This window comes from Cupriavidus malaysiensis (assembly GCF_001854325.1).
Taxonomy (GTDB): Bacteria; Pseudomonadota; Gammaproteobacteria; order Burkholderiales; family Burkholderiaceae; genus Cupriavidus; species Cupriavidus malaysiensis.
Genome location: NZ_CP017754.1, coordinates 290114 through 307939, shown reverse-complemented (window position 1 = coordinate 307939; position 17826 = coordinate 290114). Strand labels below are relative to the sequence as shown.

The 17826-nt window shown below is 70.6% G+C and carries 15 protein-coding genes; 13 read left to right on the top strand and 2 right to left on the bottom strand.

The window, feature by feature from the left end; all coding sequences use genetic code 11:
• Position 1 precedes the first annotated feature (1 nt).
• The 7 genes from BKK80_RS01305 to BKK80_RS01275 all read left to right on the top strand — a co-directional run bounded on the left by BKK80_RS01305 (position 2) and on the right by BKK80_RS01275 (position 7752).
• A complete protein-coding gene (locus BKK80_RS01305) occupies positions 2-637 on the top strand; it encodes a hypothetical protein (protein WP_071010521.1) in 636 nt (211 codons plus the stop codon).
• A 92-nt stretch (positions 638-729) separates the two neighbouring features.
• Positions 730-3042 (top strand): tetratricopeptide repeat protein, encoded by a 2313-nt coding sequence (locus BKK80_RS01300; protein WP_071068466.1) that lies wholly within the window; start codon positions 730-732, stop codon positions 3040-3042.
• Positions 3043-3045: 3 nt separating this feature from the next.
• Positions 3046-3525, top strand: coding sequence for a type II secretion system protein (locus tag BKK80_RS01295; RefSeq protein ID WP_071010519.1), 480 nt, complete (start codon positions 3046-3048; stop codon positions 3523-3525).
• A 38-nt stretch (positions 3526-3563) separates the two neighbouring features.
• Complete coding sequence (locus tag BKK80_RS01290) at positions 3564-3944, top strand: type II secretion system protein (RefSeq protein ID WP_335582953.1); 381 nt, start codon at positions 3564-3566, stop codon at positions 3942-3944.
• A gap of 32 nt (positions 3945-3976) precedes the next feature.
• Complete coding sequence (locus BKK80_RS01285; RefSeq protein WP_083383870.1) at positions 3977-4432, top strand: hypothetical protein; 456 nt, start codon at positions 3977-3979, stop codon at positions 4430-4432.
• A gap of 234 nt (positions 4433-4666) precedes the next feature.
• Positions 4667-5671, top strand: a complete 1005-nt coding sequence (locus tag BKK80_RS01280) for an Lnb N-terminal periplasmic domain-containing protein (RefSeq protein WP_472321998.1) — start codon at positions 4667-4669, stop codon at positions 5669-5671.
• An 11-nt stretch (positions 5672-5682) separates the two neighbouring features.
• Positions 5683-7752 carry an esterase/lipase family protein gene (locus BKK80_RS01275; RefSeq protein WP_157903133.1) on the top strand — a complete coding sequence of 690 codons (2070 nt, stop codon included), beginning with the start codon at positions 5683-5685 and terminating at the stop codon, positions 7750-7752.
• Positions 7753-7821: 69 nt separating this feature from the next.
• Here the strand turns inward: BKK80_RS01275 and BKK80_RS01270 are convergent, their stop codons facing one another.
• On the bottom strand, positions 7822-8820 hold the full coding sequence (locus BKK80_RS01270) for a LysR family transcriptional regulator (protein WP_071010517.1): 999 nt from the start codon (positions 8818-8820) through the stop codon (positions 7822-7824).
• A gap of 211 nt (positions 8821-9031) precedes the next feature.
• Between BKK80_RS01270 and BKK80_RS01265 the strand changes: the two genes are divergently transcribed.
• The 6 genes from BKK80_RS01265 (at position 9032) to BKK80_RS01240 (ending at position 16611) form a co-directional block, all read left to right on the top strand.
• A complete protein-coding gene (locus BKK80_RS01265; RefSeq protein WP_071037701.1) occupies positions 9032-10006 on the top strand; it encodes a Bug family tripartite tricarboxylate transporter substrate binding protein in 975 nt (324 codons plus the stop codon).
• A gap of 47 nt (positions 10007-10053) precedes the next feature.
• Positions 10054-11376 carry a CaiB/BaiF CoA transferase family protein gene (locus tag BKK80_RS01260; RefSeq protein WP_084545440.1) on the top strand — a complete coding sequence of 441 codons (1323 nt, stop codon included), beginning with the start codon at positions 10054-10056 and terminating at the stop codon, positions 11374-11376.
• A 15-nt stretch (positions 11377-11391) separates the two neighbouring features.
• On the top strand, positions 11392-12162 hold the full coding sequence (locus BKK80_RS01255) for an enoyl-CoA hydratase/isomerase family protein (protein WP_071068464.1): 771 nt from the start codon (positions 11392-11394) through the stop codon (positions 12160-12162).
• Between the two features lie 176 nt (positions 12163-12338).
• Positions 12339-14735: an acyl-CoA dehydrogenase family protein gene (locus BKK80_RS01250; RefSeq protein WP_071068463.1), complete on the top strand. Its 2397-nt coding sequence runs from the start codon at positions 12339-12341 to the stop codon at positions 14733-14735.
• Positions 14736-14918: 183 nt separating this feature from the next.
• Positions 14919-15743 (top strand): tripartite tricarboxylate transporter substrate binding protein, encoded by an 825-nt coding sequence (locus BKK80_RS01245; protein WP_157903132.1) that lies wholly within the window; start codon positions 14919-14921, stop codon positions 15741-15743.
• A gap of 208 nt (positions 15744-15951) precedes the next feature.
• Complete coding sequence (locus BKK80_RS01240) at positions 15952-16611, top strand: methyltransferase family protein (protein ID WP_197523958.1); 660 nt, start codon at positions 15952-15954, stop codon at positions 16609-16611.
• A 43-nt stretch (positions 16612-16654) separates the two neighbouring features.
• Here BKK80_RS01240 and BKK80_RS01235 read toward each other — a convergent pair whose 3' ends face one another.
• Entirely contained in the window at positions 16655-17674 is a 1020-nt protein-coding gene (locus BKK80_RS01235; protein WP_071068461.1) for a LysR substrate-binding domain-containing protein, read from the bottom strand.
• Positions 17675-17826: the final 152 nt, after the last annotated feature.

The following is a 17826-nucleotide window of genomic DNA, read 5'->3' as shown; positions in this document are numbered from 1 at the left end:
CATGAAGCTGACCATCTCCAGACCCGTGCAGCTTGCGCTGGCCATCACACTGGTCGGCACGGCCGTCGCCCTGCTGCGGCCGCCCCCGGTCGAACTCCCGATCCTGACAGCATGGACCGGCAGCCCGGCCGGCGGCATCCGCCTGCCCACGCCGGTACAGCCAGCCCAATCCGACCCGCCCTGGCTTCGACCCCAACTGCCCGAGCCCGTCGCGCCCCCGGCGCCGCCAGCCGAATCCGGGCCATCCGCACCGCCGCCGTTGGCTCCGGCCGGTCCGGACGATGCGCCGCCGCTGCCAGCGGCTCCGCTTGCATCCGAACCCGCTGCGCCGGACATCGTGTATCTCGGCCGCATCATCCGGGACGGCAAGACACAGGTCTTTCTTGCGTCCGGCGGCGGCGAACCGCTCGTGCTGAAGGCCGGTGACCTGCTGCATGGCAGTTGGGCGATCCAGGCGATTTCGTCCGCGCACATCACGCTCAAGCATGTGCATTCCGGCGAAACCCAGGTGATCGCGATGGGAGGCAACGCAAGCGGCGCTCCATCCGGCAGCCCGCACGGCGGCGCATCTGGTCAAGTCGGCCAACGCTTTCTTGGCAGCAGTCCGGCAGACATCCACATTCAACCCGTCCATTGACAGGCACAAGCATGATCCTGCTGCGTTTTGAGTTCCGAGCGGCTCCCGTCCGCGGCGCGCTTCGACGATCGCCGCGGCGGTGGGGTCTCGCCATGCTGGTGGCCTGTCTCGGCGGCTGTGCCGGCTATACCGACTGGCGCCAGGGCAACAAGCTGCTCGACGATGGCCAGATCGGCCAGGGGCTGGAGCAGATGCAGCAGGCCTCCAAGGAGAATCCGCAGCGCTACCGGATGAAATTCATCGCCGAGCGCGACCGCCAGGTGCGTCAGCTGATTCAGAAGGCCACCACGGCGCGCGCGAACGACCGCATCGACGAGGCGCTCGCCGCGTATCAGCAGGTGCTTCGCTACGATCCCCAGCATAGCGAGGCACTGCGCGGCATCCGCCTGATCGCGCGCGAACAGCGCGAACGCATCGAGCTGGACGAAGCCCGTACCGCACTCGGCAAAGGCGATGCTGCCACCGCCCGGCAGTTGCTGGGCACCATCCTGGCGGAAAACCCTGGGCATCGGCAGGCCGGCGCGATGCTGCAGCAGATCGAGGCGCAATCCGTGCGCGCCGCGATGGTGCTGCCCGCGCTCAATCAATCGCTGCAGAAGCCGGTCACGCTAGAACTGAAGGATGTCGACATCCGCTCGGTGCTGGCGATCCTGACCCATACCTCCGGCATCGGCTTCGTGCTGGACAAGGACGTCAGTCCAGAGCTGCGCACCACGATCTATGCGCGCGACACATCGGTGATCGATGCGCTGAACCTGGTCCTGCAGACCTCGCAGCTCGACAAGAAGGTGTTGAACGACACCACGCTGTTGATCTATCCGGCGACCGACGAGAAACGGAAGCGCTACGACGATCTGGTGGTCCGCTCCTATTACCTGAACAGCGCCGACCCGCAGAAGGTCCAGGAAATGCTGCGCACCATCGTGGCGCCGAAGTCGATGTACGTGGACGGCCGCCTGAAGATGCTGGTGGTGCGCGACAGCGAGACCGTGCAGGACACCGTCGCCCGCTTGCTGAACCTGTACGACATCGCCAGTCCGGAGGTCATTCTCGATGTCGAGGTGCTGGAGATCAACGCCAACGATCTGCTCAATCTCGGCATCCAGTTTCCGGACCGCGTCAGCGCAAGCATGGTCGGGCCGGCAGGCGTGCCCGGCAGCATGACCATCGGCGACCTGAGGCATCTGAACCGGGATAGTTTCCCGTTGACGTTCCCGGATCCGCTGGCGGTGCTGAACCTGCGCCAGACCAGCGGCAGCACGCGGACGCTGGCCAATCCGCGCATCCGCGTCATCAGTCGCGAGAAGGCCAGCGTGATGATCGGCGACAAGGTGCCGGTCATCACCTCGACCGTCAACCAGACCTCCAGCGCCATCACCGAGTCGGTCAACTACCTGGATGTCGGCCTGAAGCTCGATGTCGAGCCGGAAATCCACGTCGACAACGACGTGACGATCAAGGTGGCACTGGAAGTCAGCAGTATCGTCAAGGAGGTCCGCTCGTCGGCCACGGGCCTGCTGGCTTACCAGATCGGCACGCGCAATGCGAACACCGTGCTGCGGCTGCACGAAGGGGAAACCCAGGTGCTGGCCGGCCTGATCCAGAACAGCACGCAGGAATCCGGCACGCACATTCCCGGGCTGGGGAAGATCCCGCTGCTGGGGCGGCTGTTCTCGAACAGCAACGACACCACCACGCGCACGGAGATCGTGCTGCTCATCACGCCGCATATCGCCCGCTCGCTGGCAATGCCGAACGCCTATGCGCAGGCGTTCCCGAGCGGCACGGCCGAGCAGGTGTCGACCCGGCCGCTACGCTTGACGCCGGCGGCGCGGTACAGCGATTCGGACAGCCTGCCCGCGCCCGGCCCAGTCGAAGCTGCCGTCGACTCCGCGCCCTCGCCTTCCGCATCGGGGGCTGGGACCGGGGCGGGGACGGGCGCGGGGACGGGCGCGGCCGTCGCCTCGTCCCCGGCTGCACTGGCGCTCGGTGCGCGGCAGGCGGGCGGCCCATCCCGCGCCGGGCAGCCCGACGGCGTCCGCTTCGATCTGGCCATGCCGTCGCAAGTCGCGCCGGACACCCCCTTCACGATCAACCTGCTCGCCATGGGACCGGGTTTCGACACCGCACAGGTCGACCTCGTGCCGGACCAGCCGGGCATCCAGCTGCTGAAGGTCGAACCGCGCGCCGGGGTGACGCTGGATGCGCGCCAGGAGCACGGCGTCATCCACATTACGGTCGGCGCGGCCACGCCCGACGGCTCGCTCGGCATGCTGACGTTCCAGGCCAGGCAGGCCTCGAAGGACCCGGTCAACCTGTCGCTGCAGAACCTGAAGGTCCAGCGCGACAACGCGCAACTGGCCGGGACCGTCGCCCTGCCCAAACCGCTGACGATATCCGACTGAGAGATGAAGCGATCCCACCATTCCGGCTTCACGCTGATCGAGATGATCGTGACGGTCGCCCTGGTCGCCATCATTGCATCGGTCGCGACTCCGCTCTTCAAGATGCAGCAGCAGCGCGAGAAGGAACGCGAGCTCAAGACGGCGTTGCGTGACATCCGTGCCGCGATCGACGCCTACAAACGGGCGGGCGACGAGGGACGGATCGCACGCTCGCTCGATTCGACCGGCTATCCGGCCTCGCTCGACCAGCTGGTCAGCGGAGCCGTCGACCAGCGCGATCCGAAGGGCCGCAAGATCTATTTCCTGCGGCGCGTTCCGCGCGATCCGATGACCCGGTCCCCCGCCGTGACCGCCGCGGACAGCTGGGGCACGCGCAGTTACGCCAGCGAAGCCGACGATCCGCAACCCGGCGCCGACGTGTACGACGTGTTCTCCTTGAGCGGCAGGACCGGGAGCAATGGCATTCCGTACCGGGAGTGGTAATGGTGCGCGCGAAGATGAGCGGGAAGAGGAGCGGAAAATTGCCTGCGAAGCGCCTGCGCGGATTCACACTGATCGAGCTGCTGGTCGTGCTGGCCATCATCGCGACCTTGCTGTCGATCGTCGCACCACGCTATGTCCATCAGAGTGACCGCGCAAAAGAAGCCGCATTGAAGCAGAACCTGTCCGTGATGCGGCGGGCGCTGGACGAGTACTACAGCGACACCGGCAGGTACCCGGAGACATTGGGCGCGCTGACCGAACACCGCTACCTGCGCGCCCTGCCGCTCGACCCGGTCACCAATCGCCCCGACAGCTGGATACCGGTGATGGGTGACGGCGAGGACGACAAGTGCATCGTCGACGTGAAGAGCGGCGCGGCCGGTACCGCGCTGGATGGCAGCGCTTACCGCGCATGGTAGGCCGCCTCTCGCGCCCTCGTCGTCAACGCGGCGTGGCCTATTTCTGGGCGCTGCTGATGGTGCTGTGCATCACGCTCGGGCTCGGCAAACTGCTGGACAATGCCGCGATATCGGATCAGCGCGCGCGCGAAGGCGAGCTGTTGTACGTGGGCAATCTCTATCGTGACGCCATCCGGCAGTACTCGGAGAGTACGCCCGCCGGCGCCCGGCCCTACCCCGATAGACTTGACGATCTGCTGCGCGACCCGCGTTACCCGGTCGTGCGCCGGTACCTGCGCCGGCCTTATCCGGATCCGTTCACGGGCCGCGCGTTCGAGCCCGTTTCCGCTCCCGGGGGCGGCATCATGGGTGTTCGCAGCACGTCATCGAAACGGCCGCTCAAACTGGCGGGCTTCCGGGACGATCAGGCAGCCTTCGCCACCGCGTCGACCTATCGGCAATGGGAATTCAGCTATGTGCCGAAGGAAGCAAGATTGCCGGTCAAGTAGAAGAACAGCCCGACAGCGCGCTCCGCTCCAGGCGGGATTCCCCGTCCCCCACAGCGCAACGGCGCTGGCGGCGGACACCACGGCAGCGTGCCTCCCGGCCAACCTTTACACTATGCGCCATCCGCCATCCCAACCACCCTCGTGAGCCGATCCCCGTTCCAGCCGTTCCAGCCGTTCCAGCCATCCCTGCCCGACACCTCACCGCACAGCCGCCTCCCCTGGCCGCTGCGCACGCTGCTGGCCGCAGCCGTCGCTGCCGCCACCGCCTGGGGCGGGCTGGCGTTGTGGTTCCAGCTTCCCGCTGCCGGCGCGTTGCGCGTGCCGCCCGTGGCCGCGTGGACGCTGCTGGGCCTGGCCTGCCTGGGCACGCTCTGCCTGGGCCGCAGTGCGCGCGCCCGGCACTTGTGGCTGGCCGCCTTCGGCGCCGCGCTGCTGGCATTGCTGGGCTGGTGGCACACCATCAAGCCTTCGCACGAGCGCGTCTGGGCCGACGACGTGGCGCGCCTGCTGGAGGCGCGGGTCGAGGGCGACCGCGTGGTGCTGCGCAATGTGCGCAACTTCGACTGGCGCAGCGAGACCGACTACACGCCGCGCTGGGAGACCCGCGAGTATGACCTGTCGCAACTGCGCTCGGCCGACCTGATCCTGTCGTACTGGATGGGGCCGGCGATCGCGCACACGCTGGTTTCCTTCGACTTCGGCGCGGGCGGGCGCGTGGTGCTGTCGCTGGAGATCCGCAAGGAGCGGCACGAGAGTTTCTCGGCCATCGGCGGTTTCTTCCGCCGCTTCGAGTCGGTGATCATCGCCGCCGACGAGCGCGACATCGTGCGCACGCGCAGCAATGCGCGCGGCGAGGACGTCTACCTGTACCGGCTGGCGGCCTCGCCGCAGGCGCTGCGCCAGCTTTTCCTCGGCTATATGGCGCGCGCCGAGGCCTTGCGCCGCGCGCCGGCCTTCTACAACACCCTCACCAGTAACTGCACCACCATCGTGTTCGATCTCGCCCGCCAGATCGTGCCGGGGCTGCCGCTCGACTACCGCTTGCTGCTGTCCGGCTATTTCGCCGAGTATGCCTACGACCAGGGCGGCCTCGCACCCGGCTTCGATTACGCCACCCTGCACGCGCTGGGCCATATCAATGCGCGCGCGCTGCAGGCCGATGCGCATCCCGCGCTGCCGTTCTCGCAGGCGATCCGGCGCGGCGTGCCGGGCATCGCGCCGGCGGAGGCCGGGCTGTGAGGGGCGCCGCCATGACGTTCCCGGCCCGGGGCCGGCTGCGCCGTCCCGGCTGGCGCGGTGTCCTGCTGGTGTTGCTGGTGGCCGCCGCCGCGCTGCTCGACGGCTGCGCGATGGTCGAGGTGAAGTCGGTCAGCGCCAGCCAGTTCATCGCGCAGAAGCGCGGCGACATCCTCACGCGCGGGCGGCTCAGCGACGCCAGCGAGGAGACGCTGCGGGTGGCGGGGCTCGAGCAGGGGCCGTGCAGCAAGCCGTCGACCGCTTGCATCGACGCACTGGCGCGCACCACCGTCCTCGGCGACGAACGCCGCCTGGCGACCTTGTCGGAGCTGTGGCTGCAGCAGGCCATGACGCTGGCGAAGGCCGCGCCGGACGCCGCCGGCACCACGCAGGCGGCTGCCATCGACGCCTGGCTGGAGACCGCGCGCTTCGCCTACGCCTACCTGTTCTTCACCGCGCGCGGACCGGGCGAGCGTGCCTTCGAGGAACGCCAGACCCAGGTGCGCGACTACTACAACTATGCGGCACAGGAGGCCGCCATCGCGCTGTTCCGCGCCAGCACGACGCAGGGCACGGCCGAATCCACGGCGCCGATGCGCCACGGCGCCTGGACCATCCACAAGGACATCACCGGCCTGCGCCTGCCCGAGGGGGTGACCGTGCCGCGCGAGCTGATCCCGGCTGCCTCGCTGTCCTTTGCCGGCCTGCGCAGCACCTACCGGCGCGACGGCTTCGGCGCGGAGCTGGTGGCGGTGCTGGAGGACGACCCGGTGGCCTCGTCGGCCAGCCGCGGCGAGGCGCCCGACACCGCGAGCGAGGACGGCACGGCGGCGCGCGGCGCGCGCTGGCACCGCGACCGCACGCGCGATTTCAGCGAGATGCCGTCGCCGTCGCTGACGCTGCTGCTGCGCTTTCCCGGCGACGACCTCGAGGACGTGCTCACCACGCGCGACGTACTCATCAGCGCGCATGACCCCTACAAGGACGCCTTCTTCGCCCTGCACGGCCAGCAGGTGCCGCTGGCGGCCAACTACACCGCGGGCTACGGCCTGTGGCTGGCGCGTTCGGACTTCGCCGGGCAATCGCTGCGCACGCTGCTGGGCCTGCGGCGCGGCATCGACCGCCCGCACCTGTACATGATGCAGCCCTACGATCCGGACCGCCGTGTCATCGTGATGCTGCACGGCCTGGCCAGCAGCCCCGAGGCCTGGGTCAACGTGGCCAACGAAGTGCTGGGCGACGAGACGCTGCGCCAGCGCTTCCAGGTCTGGCAGGTCTACTACCCGACCAACCTGCCGCTGGCCATCAACCAGGCCACCATCCGCCACGCCATCACCGAAACGCTGGCGCACTTCGACCCGCAGGGCCGCGCCGCGGCCTCGCACGACATCGTGCTGATCGGCCACAGCATGGGCGGCGTGCTGTCGCGGCTGCTGGTGTCGTCGTCGGGCGGGCAGCTGTGGGACTGGTTCTCGACCCAGTACGAGATCGACGCCGACAGCGACAAGATGGCGGCGATCCGCGACCGCATCGAGCCGGCGTTGAGCTTCACGCCGCTGCCGGGCGTGGAGCGCGCCATCTTCATCGCCGCCCCGCACCGCGGCACCGACATCGCCGGCAACCGCATCGCGCGCTGGTTCTCCAGCCTGATCCGGCTGCCGCTGACCGTGCTGGAAGGCTTCGACGACGTGGCCCGCGCGCTGGCCGGCGCGCGCCCCGGCCGGCCCGACGGCGAGATGCCGCGCATCCCCAGCAGCATCGACAACCTCAACGCCGGCGATCCCTTCGTCAAGACCGCCGCCACGCTGCCGATCTCGCCGCGCGTCTGCTACCACTCCATCATCGCCCGGCGCGACCCCAAGGTGCCCCTGGCCGATTCCGACGACGGGGTGGTGCCCTACCGCAGCGCCCACCTGGACGGTGCGGCGTCGGAAAAGATCATCCCCTCGGGGCACAGCGTGCAGGAGACCGCCGCGGCCATCCTGGAGATCCGGCGCATCCTGCACGAGGACCTGGACTGGGGCTGCGCGGCGGGTGAGGCTGCGGGAAAGACCGCGGCGCGGAGCGCGCCCGCCGCGCGCTGAGCGCGGCCCGCGCGTCGCCGTGCGGGGGGCGAGTGGCGGCGCCGTCTTCTTCCCCGCCCCCGTGCGGCGTCAGCGCGCCGCGCTGCCGACGCGCGCCGGCCAGCTGCCGTCGGCGATCTGCGCGGCCACGATCTCGCCCAGCAGGTCCAGCACCGCCGAGGCCGCGATCGACAGCGGCATGGTGGCCGAGCGGCACAGGTAGACCGGCCGCGACACGGCCGGGTGGCTGATGCGGGCGGCCGACAGCCAGCCGTTGCGCACCTCGGCGTGGACCGAGGCATAGGACAGGATGGTGCAGCCGACGCCCGCCGCCGCCAGCGCGATCAGTTCGGGGATGGCATTCACTTCCGCCAGCACGTCCAGTTCCACCTCGTGGGTGCGCAGGTAGCCGTCGATCAGCGCGCGCAGGCCATGCTCGCCGGCCGGCAGGATCATCGGGTAACGCCGCAGGTCGCGCAGGCGCACGGTGCCCGCCAGGGGTTCGCCGGATGCACCGTGCGCACCATGCGCACCGGGTGCTGCACGCCCGCGGCCGGCGCCGAGGCGGCCCGGCGCCGCCACCAGCACCAGGTCCTCGTCGACCACGTGGTCGAACAGCAGGCCGGAGCCGCTGCCGGCCTGGAAGGTCAGGCCGATGTCGATATGCCCGCTCAGCAGGTGGCTGGGGATATAGCCGGTGCTCAGTTCGATCACCTGCAGCCGTACCTTGGGCCAGCGCCGGATGGTCTCGCGCACCAGCGGCACGGTCAGGATCTTGGCCATCGACTGCGGCAGGCCGATGGCGACGCGGCCCTCGGGGTCGGTGACCAGATCGCGCACGTCCTCGCAGGCCAGGTCGAGCCGCTTCAGGATCTCCCTGGCATGGCTCTCGAAGCGCTGGCCGGCGGCGGTCGGCACCACGCCCTTGTGGCTGCGCGTGAACAGCGCCACGCCCAGGGCCTCCTCCAGGTGCTTGATCTGCAGGCTCAGCGCCGGCTGCGCCAGGTGCAGCACCTCGGCCGCGCGCGAGATCGAGCCGGACGCGGCCACGGCAAGAAAGCAGCGCAGGCCGCGCACGTCCACGGGCATTCCCATCGTCGTCTCCTTGTGTCTCCGTGATCCCGTCCGCGCACCTTCGCCGCGCGCACCGTGCGGGCCGCTGCGGCCGGATGTGGGTATATCAATCCACGATACCCTGCATCAATAACCTATCTTGGACATATATGCCAGCGCACGCGATAGTGGCGGCAGCCCCGCGCCATGCACGCGGAGCCGGGCACAGACCCTCGCAGGAGACAAGATGGGACTCAACCGCCGTACCTTCCTGGCTGGCGCAGGCGCCGCCTTGCTCACGCCACCGCTGCTGGCCGATCAGTGGCCCGCGCGGCCGATCCGGCTGGTGGTGCCGTTCGCCGCGGGCGGGCCGGGCGATTTCGTCGCGCGCCTGATCGCGATCCCGCTGGCGCAGCGCCTCGGGCAGGCGGTGGTGGTGGAGAACAAGCCGGGCGCCGGCGGCAACCTGGGCACGCAGAGCGTGCTCGATGCCAATGCCGACGGCTATACCCTCCTGCTGAACACGGTCGGCATGCATGCGGTCAACCCGCTGATGTTCCCCGACCTGCGCTTCCAGCCGCAGCGCGACCTCACCGCCATCGGCGTGGTGGCGGCCGTGCCGAACGTGCTGGTGGTGCATCCGAGCAAGCTCGGCGTGCACAGCCTGGCCGAGCTGGTGCGGCTCGGCCGCCAGCGCCCGAACTACCTCAGCTACGCCACCTACGGCGCGGGCAGCTCGCCGCATATCTACGGCGCGCTGCTGCAGAAGGCCGCGGGCTTCACCGCGGTGGCGGTGCCGTACAAGGGCAGCGCGCCGGCCAGCAGCGATGTGATGGCGGGCAATGTGGATTTCCTCTTCGACAGCATGACCACCTGCATCGGCCAGATCCGCGGCGGCAAGCTCAAGGGGCTGGCCATCACCTCGGCCGCGCGCTCGCCGCTGCTGCCCGAGGTGCCGACGCTGAAGGAGGCCGGCTATCCCGCGCTCGACCTGAAGTTCTGGCTGTCGCTGCAGGTGTCGGCCAAGACCCCGCCGGCCATCGTCGAGGCCCTGCGGCAGGCGGTGGCGGCGTGCACGCGCGACGCCGGCTACGGCCAGTCGCTGGTGGCGCGCGGCGCCGAGCCCTTCCACCTCGCCCCGGCCGAGGTGCAGGCCTATGTGAACCGCGACGCCGCGCGCTGGACCGCGCTGGCGCGCTCGATCGACATCAAGCCCGAGTAGGCCTTCCGGCCCCGTCTCCGCCCCCTCCCTCTTTTCCCTCGACAGACATGATTGCATTGCAAGGAATCCGCGTGCTCGACCTGAGCAAGGTGCTGGCCGGCCCGCTGTGCGGCCAGTACCTCGGCGAACTGGGCGCCGAGGTCATCAAGGTCGAACCGGTCGGCCGCGGCGACGACACACGCGCCTGGCTGCCGCAGGACCGTGGCCAGTCCGCCACCTTCCTGGCCGTCAACCACAACAAGCGCAGCCTCGCCGTCGACCTCAAGACCGCCGAGGGCCGGCAGGTCGTGCAGGCGCTGGCGGCCAAGGCCGACGTGGTGCTGCAGGGCTTCGGCAGTGGCGCCGCCAGGCGGCTGGGGGTGGACTACGAGACGCTCTCTGCCACCAACCCTGGCCTGATCTACTGCGAGATCTCCGGCTATGGACGCAGCGGCCCGCTCGGCCAGGAGCCCGGCTACGACGTCATGCTGCAAGCCTTCAGCGGCATGATCAGCAGCATGGGCGAGCCGGGCGGCAGGCTGGCGCGCGCCAGCTTCTCGCCGGTCGATCTCGGCACCGGCATGCATGCCTTCAGCGGCATCCTGGCCGCGCTGCTGGAACGCCAGCGGAGCGGGCGCGGCATGCACCTGGAGGTCTCGCTGCTCGACACGGCGATGGGCTTCATGGGCTATCTCGCGCAGAACTACTGGTGCAGCGGCAAGCCGCCGCGCCCGATGGGCACCGCGCATCCCGCCATGGCGCCGTACCAGGTCTTCGAGGCGGCCGACGGCCCGGTCATGATCGGCGTCGGCAACGATGCCCAGTGGCAGCGCTTCTGCCCGGTGGCCGGCCTGCAGGAGGTGGCCGACTCGCCGCGCTTCGCCACCAATGCGGCGCGCGTCGCGCATTTCGACGAGACCGTGGCACTGGTGCAGGCCCGCATCGCCACGCAGCCGGTCGCCTACTGGCTGGAAGCGCTGCGGCGCGCCGGCGTGGCCTGCGCGCCCATCCACACGCTGGACCAGGCGCTGGCCCACCCGCAACTCGCCGCGCGCGGGCTGGTGGTGGAGTGCGAGCATCCGCTGCTGGGCAAGGTCCGCAACATCGGCCTGCCGGTGCGCTTCCGCGGCGAGGCGCGCCAGGCGCACCGCGCGCCGCCGCTGCTCGGCGAGCACACCGACGAGATCTTGCGCCAGGCCGGCTACGGCGCCGCGGCGATCGCCAGGCTGAAGGCCGGCGGCGTGGTGGCCTCGGCCGGCTGCTGCGGCGACGGCGACGGCGACGATGCCGGCCGCTCCGTTCCCGACCCTGCCGATCCCGACATCGATCCCAGCATCGATACCCCTATCGATACCGCCATGGCGCCGGCTGCACGGCCTGCCGCCGCCTGACACGAGGAAGCCTCCATGTCCACCGTCACCTACGAAGTCCGCGACCGGGTCGCCGAGATCCTGCTCGACAGCCCGCCCGTCAACGCACTCAATGAAGGCATGATCGATGCCCTGCTGCAGGCCCTGCGCCGCGCCGCGCAGGACGACGACGTGCGCGCGGTCATCCTCGGCAGCGCGGTGCCGCGCCGCTTCTGCGCCGGGCTGCAGCTCGACGCGCTGCACGGCGCGCCGCCGGCGCGCGCCTATGCGCTGGTCGACAAGCTGTACAACGGGCTGTGCGAGGCGCAGTTCCACCTGGGCAAGCCGTCCATCGCCGCGGTCGGCGGCACCGCGCGCGGCGGCGGCATGACGCTGGCTATCCACTGCGACCTGATCGTTGCCGCCGAGAGCGCCACCTTCGGCTATTCGGAGATCGACGTGGGGCTGACGCCCGCCATCCACTACACGCACCTGCCGCGCATCGTCGGCCGCCACCGTGCCTTCGACCTGCTCTTCACCGGACGCACCTTCGGCGCCGCCGAAGCGATGTCGCTCGGCCTGGTCAGCCGGGTGGTGCCCGACGCCGACGTCATGGAGCAGGCGCGCGCGCTGGCGCGCACGCTGTGCGCCAAGTCGCCGGTGGTGATGCGCATGGGACGCATGGCCTTCCACCGGGCCAACGACGCCGACTACCGGCGCGGCGTGGCAGGCGCCGTCGAGAGCTTCGGCAACGTTGCGGCCACCGATGACGCGCGCGAAGGCATCGCTGCTTTCGTCGAGAAGCGCAAGCCTTACTGGCAAGACTGAGGGCAAGACTGAGGGCCGGACTGAGGACAGGACCGAGCCCCGCGCGCAGGGCCGGCCGGAAGACGCCCGCCGCGCGCGGCGCCGCGTCGCAGCCTGCATCACGACACGCCCGCCAACTTGCGCTGAGGGGCCACGATGGCCCCGCCGAAACCAACGCATCGATGAGGAGACAAGTCATGCCGATTGCCGTGGACCATGACTCCGTCGGCTGCGCCGACAACGTGTTCCGCCAGGAAGTCCGTCGTTTTCTGCAGGAGGCGGTGCCGCCCGACATCCGTGCCGCCAAGCGCGCGCATTGCCTGATCACCCGCGAGCAGGCCGCGCGCTGGCACCGCATCCTGCATGCGCGCGGCTGGGCCGCGCCCGGCTGGCCCCGCGAGCATGGCGGCCCGGGCTGGTCGCTGGTGCAGCAGGCCATCTTCCGCGAGGAGCTGGCCGCCAGCGATGCGCCCAACGTCGAGAACCTCGGCATCGACACCATCGGGCCGACGCTGATCCGCCATGGCACGCCGGACCAGTGCCGTCGCTTCCTGCCCGGCATGCTGTCCTTCGACGACTTCTGGGCGCAGGGATACTCCGAGCCGGATGCCGGCTCCGACCTGGCCTCGATGCGCACCACGGCCCGCCGTGACGGCGATGCCTGGATCCTCAATGGCAGCAAGATCTGGCAAAGCCTGGGCCACTGGGCGAACCGGGCCCTGGTGCTGGCCCGCACCGATCCCGGCGCGCGGCGCAAGCAGGACGGCATCTCGGTGCTGCTGGTCGACCTGGGCCTGCCCGGCGTGACGGTACGGCCGATCCGCTACATGAACGGGGCGCACTTTCACGTGCAGATGTTCTTCGACGATGTGCGCGTGCCGGCCGGCGACGTGGTCGGCGAGGTCGACCAGGGCTGGGCCGTCGCCAAGGGCCTGCTGGTGATCGAGCGCCTCTTCGTCGCGCGGGTCGCCGAATGCAAGGCGGAGCTTGCCCACACCGCCGAGCTGGTCCACCTGCGGCGCCGGGAAGCGGATCCGGACAGCCGCGCCGAGGCCGGCGTGCTGGCGCGCCGGCACGGCGAACTGGACATCCGCATGCGCGCGCTCGAAGCCGCCTGGTGGCCGGCCGTGCGGCAGGCCGCCGAGGGCGGCAGCCCGGAACTGGAAGCCTCCCTGCTGAAGATCGAGGGCATCCAGCTGTTGCAGGACCTGCACCTGTTCCGCATGGACGCGCACGGGGCCGCCGCCCTGCCCTTCGATGCCGCCGCGGTGGAGGGCCGGCTCGACGGACCGTCCGGCGCCGACGGCGCGGCCGGCAACCATGCCCTCCATCTGTGGCGCTATCGCGGCAGCTCGCTGGCCGGCGGCTCGACGGAGATCCAGCGCGAGATCATCGCCAAGGCCATCTTCGGCGGCAGGACGGAACTGGAGGTTGCGCGCCACGGCCACCTCGGCGCGCAGCAGGCTATGATGGTCGATGCCATGCGCCGCTGGCTGGACAAGCACTACCGCTTCGAGCGCCGGCAGGAAATCCTCGGCGCGCGCGGCGGCTTCGACCCCTCGGTCTGGGCCGGCTTCGCGGCGCTCGGCCTGACCGGCCTGCTGGTGCCGGAGGCGGCAGGCGGCCTGGGCCACGCGGTGGCAGACCTGCTGCCGCTGCTCGAAACGGCGGGCGAAGCGCTGGTCCTGGAACCCCTGGTCTGGAGCGCGGCGCTGGCGACCCACGCCCTCCTTGCGGTACCGCAGGGAGCCGCGCGCGACGCGCTGCTGGCCGCGCTGGCGAGCGGCGAAGCACGCTGCGCGCTTGCCTGCGACGCCGGCACCGACTTCGCGCGTTCGCCTCGCCCGGCCTACACCGCGCGGCGTGCCGGCGAGGCGTGGCGGCTCGACGGCGCGTGCCCGCTGGTGATGGGCGGCGCCCAGGCCGACCACCTGCTGGTCGCGGCCGGGCTCGAACACGGCGGCCTCGGCCTGTTCGCCGTGCCGGCCGCTTGCGCGGGTGTCGTCACGCGCGCCTATCCGCTCCACGATGGACGCAGCGCCGCCGAGATCCGCCTCGATGACGTCCGCCTGCCCGCCTCCGCCCTGCTGTGCGGCCCGGAACACGCCACCGCCATCCTCGAGGAGGCCCTGGCCATCGCCACCCTGGCCCTGTGCGCGGACAGCATCGGCGCCGCCCGCCGCGCGCTCGGCATCACGGTCGACTACCTGCGCACACGCCGGCAGTTCGATCGCGCCCTGGCCGAGCAGCAGGTCCTGCGGCACCGCGTGGTCGACCACTATCGCGCATGGAACGGCGCGCGCCATCTGCTGGGGCACGTGCTGTCCGGCTGGCACACCGCCTGCGGCGCCGAACGCGCGCGCGGCGTCAGTGCCGCCAAGCATCTGTGCGGCACGGCCGGCCGCGCGATCGCGCTCGATGTCCTGCAATTGCACGGCGCCATCGGGCTGCAGGACGAAACGCCGATCAGCCACTACAGCAAGCGGCTGGTCGGCAACGACCTGCTGCTGGGCAACGCGTCGACCCACCTGGGCCGCTTCGTGGCGGCCACGGACACCGTCCACGGCAAGACGGACCGAGCCGACACGCGTTGAACGAGCCCCCTGGAGGAGACGACAGTCCATCGCGCGAAGCGCGCCACCCTGGCGCTGTGGTGCGCCCTCGCCCCGCTGGCCCCGCTGGCCGCCACCGGTGCCGCCGAACCCGCCTGGCCGGCGCGGCCGGTCACCATCATCGTTCCCGGTGCGGCTGGCGGCACCATCGATATCCCCATCCGCATGCTGGCGCAGAAGCTCGGCGCGCGCATCGGCCAACCCGTCGTCATCGACAACCGTCCCGGCAGCGGCGGCATCATCGGCACGCAGGTCTTCCTGCACGCTCCGGCCGACGGCTATACGCTGCTGGCCGGCAATGTCGGTCCGCAGGCCATCAACTACAGCGCCTACCAACGCCTCGCCTACCGTCCGTCCGACCTGCTGCCGATCACCGACGTGATCGCCTTTCCCAATGTGCTGGTGGTCAATGCGCAATCGCCCGTGCGCAGCGTCGCCGAGCTGGTCGCGCAGCTGAAGCAGCAGCCCGGGCGGCTCTCCTTCGGCTCGGCCGGCATCGGCCAGACCAGCCACCTGGCGGGCGAGCTGCTCAAGATGCGCACGGGCACCGATCCCATCCACGTGCCCTACAAGGGTTCGACGCCGGCCACCACGGCCTTGCTGGCAGGAGAGACCACCTTCCAGTTCGACAACCTGACGCAGGCGCTGCCGCATATCCGCGCCGGCAAGCTGCGCGCGCTGGCCGTCACGGCCGCGCAGCGCGTGCCCGCCTTGCCTGAGGTACCCACCATGGCGCAGGCCGGCTTCGACGATTTCCTGTCGACTGCCTGGGTCGGGATCTTCGTCGCCGCCAATACGCCGCCGGCCATCGTCTCGCAATGGAAGACGCTGCTGACCGGGACGATGCAGGATCCCGATCTGCAGGCACAGATCCGCAAGCTGGGGGGACTTCCCGGCGGCCAGTCGCCCGAGAACTTCGCCGCCTTCGTTGCCGCCGAGCGCGAACGCTGGGCCGCGGTCATCCGCAATGCGCACCTGAGCCTGGATTGACGGCGGGAGCGGCGGTCGCGCCCGGCCCTCGCCGCGGGTGGGCGCGCGTACTACGATGAAGGGTGCGGCCGGTGCTTCAGGTGCTTCAGGTGCTTCAGGTGCTTCAGGTGCTTCAGGTGCTTCAGGTGCCTCAGGCCGATGCGCGCGGCCGGCGGCGCCGCAGCGCCTGGATCCTGCCGGTTTCGCGCTGACGACCATGCATCTCGCCCTGCACACCACCCCCAGGCTCGCCCTGTTCAACGCGGCCGGCACGCTGGCCTATCTCGGCCTGGCCGTGCTGGGCGCCGGCGGACTCGCGGCCTTCCTGTCGCATCCCGCGGTGGTGGGCGCGGCGGCCTTCCTGCTGGCGCTCGCCGTCACCGCGCTGTTCAGCGAGGGCAATGTCAGCGCGGGCGAGCGCGAGGACCGCGCCAACCGCTGGGTGCTGCCGGTGTTCGGCGTGCTCGGCCTGCTGTCCGCCTGGCTGCCTGCCTGGTGCGACCACCACGAGCGCTGGGTCTTCGGCGGCGACGGCGTGCGCTGGCTCGGCCTGGCGCTGTTCGTCGCCGGCGGTGTGCTGCGCTTGTGGCCGGTGTTCGTGCTGGGCCGGCGCTTCAGCGGGCTGGTGGCGATCCAGCCCGGCCACACGCTGGTGACCGAGGGCCTCTACGGCACCATCCGCAATCCCAGCTATCTCGGCCTGCTGGTCAATGCGCTGGGCTGGGCGCTGGTGTTCCGCTCGCTGGCCGGCGTGGCGCTGGCGCTGCTGATGGTGCCGCCGCTGGTGGCGCGCATGCATGCGGAGGAAGCCCTGCTGGGCACGCACTTCGGCGACGAATACGCCGTCTACCGGGCGCGCACCTGGCGCCTGATTCCCTGGGTGTACTGACGGGCGCGGCAGGGCGGCACGGGCGCCCGCGCGCTGGCCGCGCTCATAGCGGGCCGCCCGCCGGCGTCGGCGTCAGTGGCGGCGCCGCCACGCGCAGCGGCCCCTCGCGGCACACCTGCCGCAGCGACTCGGCGAACAGCAGGTCGACCGGGCGCCCGGGCCGGTCGGCGCGCACGAACATGGCCACCGGCGGCAGGGTCCAGCCGAAGGAGTAGGGCACGATGGCGACGCCGGCGATGCGCACCAGTTCCTCGGCGATATCGGCCGGCACGATGGTCACCGCCGTCTCGCTGGCGGCGATCATCTCGGCGATCAGCTTGGACGAGTAGCTCTCGACGATGGGCGTGGGCGGCGCCACGCCGGCGCCGAGGAACAGGTCGGCGACCTGCTCGCGCATGGGGGTATTGGGCGCGCCCAGGATCCAGTCCAGCTCGGCCAGCCTGCCCCAGTCCAGCGCCGTGCGCGCCAGCCGCGCCGCCAGCCGCCGGTTGGCGATCAGGCGCGGCTGCTGGTGGTACAGCACTTCGAAACTGGCCTCGTCGCGCGGCACCGCCGAGGACGCGCGCGCCACCACGATGTCGAGCACGTGGTCGCGCAGCATGGGCAGCAGCTGGTCGCTGGTGCCTTCGTGCAGGGTCACGGTGAGGCGGCGCCCGCCCTCGGGGCGGGTGCGGCGGATGGCGGCCGACAGCATCTGCCCGGAGACGAAGGGAATCACGCCGATGTGCAGGTGGGCGGCATGGCCGGCCACCACCGCCTGCATGTCGCGCACCAGGTGGTCCAGGTCCTGCGTCATGGCGCGGGCCCGGTCCAGCACCACGCGGCCCAGCTCGGTGGGCGACATGCCGCGCGCGCCACGCGCGAACAGCGGCGCGCCGAACATGGACTCCAGCTCGGCCAGGGCATTGGTCACCGCCGGCTGGCTGCTGGCCATGGCCTCGGCCGCGCGCGTCAGCGAGCCGTGCCGCTCGATGGCCAGCAGCAGCTTGAGATGGCGCATCTTGAGGCGCCCGCCCAGGCGCCTGCCCACCTCATCCGCATCGAAATGCTCCCAAGCTTCCATCGCCCGCCACCCAGCCATCAGGTAAAGATGATGGAAGCATAGCAAATCAAAATGTTGTTCTTATGCCTGCTGCCTAGAATGATGGCAATCCGTGCAGCCGACCCCACGGAAAATCCCAAGAAAAGCCGGCTGCACCACTTTTCCGCCTGCGC

Coding starts and splice junctions, on each gene's coding strand:
- BKK80_RS01250 (WP_071068463.1), top strand. CDS start 12,339: ATGCCGATTGCCGTGGACCATGACTCCGTCGGCTGCGCCGACAACGTG.
- BKK80_RS01265 (WP_071037701.1), top strand. CDS start 9,032: ATGGGACTCAACCGCCGTACCTTCCTGGCTGGCGCAGGCGCCGCCTTG.
- BKK80_RS01260 (WP_084545440.1), top strand. CDS start 10,054: ATGATTGCATTGCAAGGAATCCGCGTGCTCGACCTGAGCAAGGTGCTG.
- BKK80_RS01295 (WP_071010519.1), top strand. CDS start 3,046: ATGAAGCGATCCCACCATTCCGGCTTCACGCTGATCGAGATGATCGTG.
- BKK80_RS01305 (WP_071010521.1), top strand. CDS start 2: ATGAAGCTGACCATCTCCAGACCCGTGCAGCTTGCGCTGGCCATCACA.
- BKK80_RS01300 (WP_071068466.1), top strand. CDS start 730: ATGCTGGTGGCCTGTCTCGGCGGCTGTGCCGGCTATACCGACTGGCGC.
- BKK80_RS01245 (WP_157903132.1), top strand. CDS start 14,919: ATGCTGGCGCAGAAGCTCGGCGCGCGCATCGGCCAACCCGTCGTCATC.
- BKK80_RS01255 (WP_071068464.1), top strand. CDS start 11,392: ATGTCCACCGTCACCTACGAAGTCCGCGACCGGGTCGCCGAGATCCTG.
- BKK80_RS01270 (WP_071010517.1), bottom strand. CDS start 8,820: ATGCCCGTGGACGTGCGCGGCCTGCGCTGCTTTCTTGCCGTGGCCGCG.
- BKK80_RS01275 (WP_157903133.1), top strand. CDS start 5,683: ATGACGTTCCCGGCCCGGGGCCGGCTGCGCCGTCCCGGCTGGCGCGGT.
- BKK80_RS01235 (WP_071068461.1), bottom strand. CDS start 17,674: ATGGAAGCTTGGGAGCATTTCGATGCGGATGAGGTGGGCAGGCGCCTG.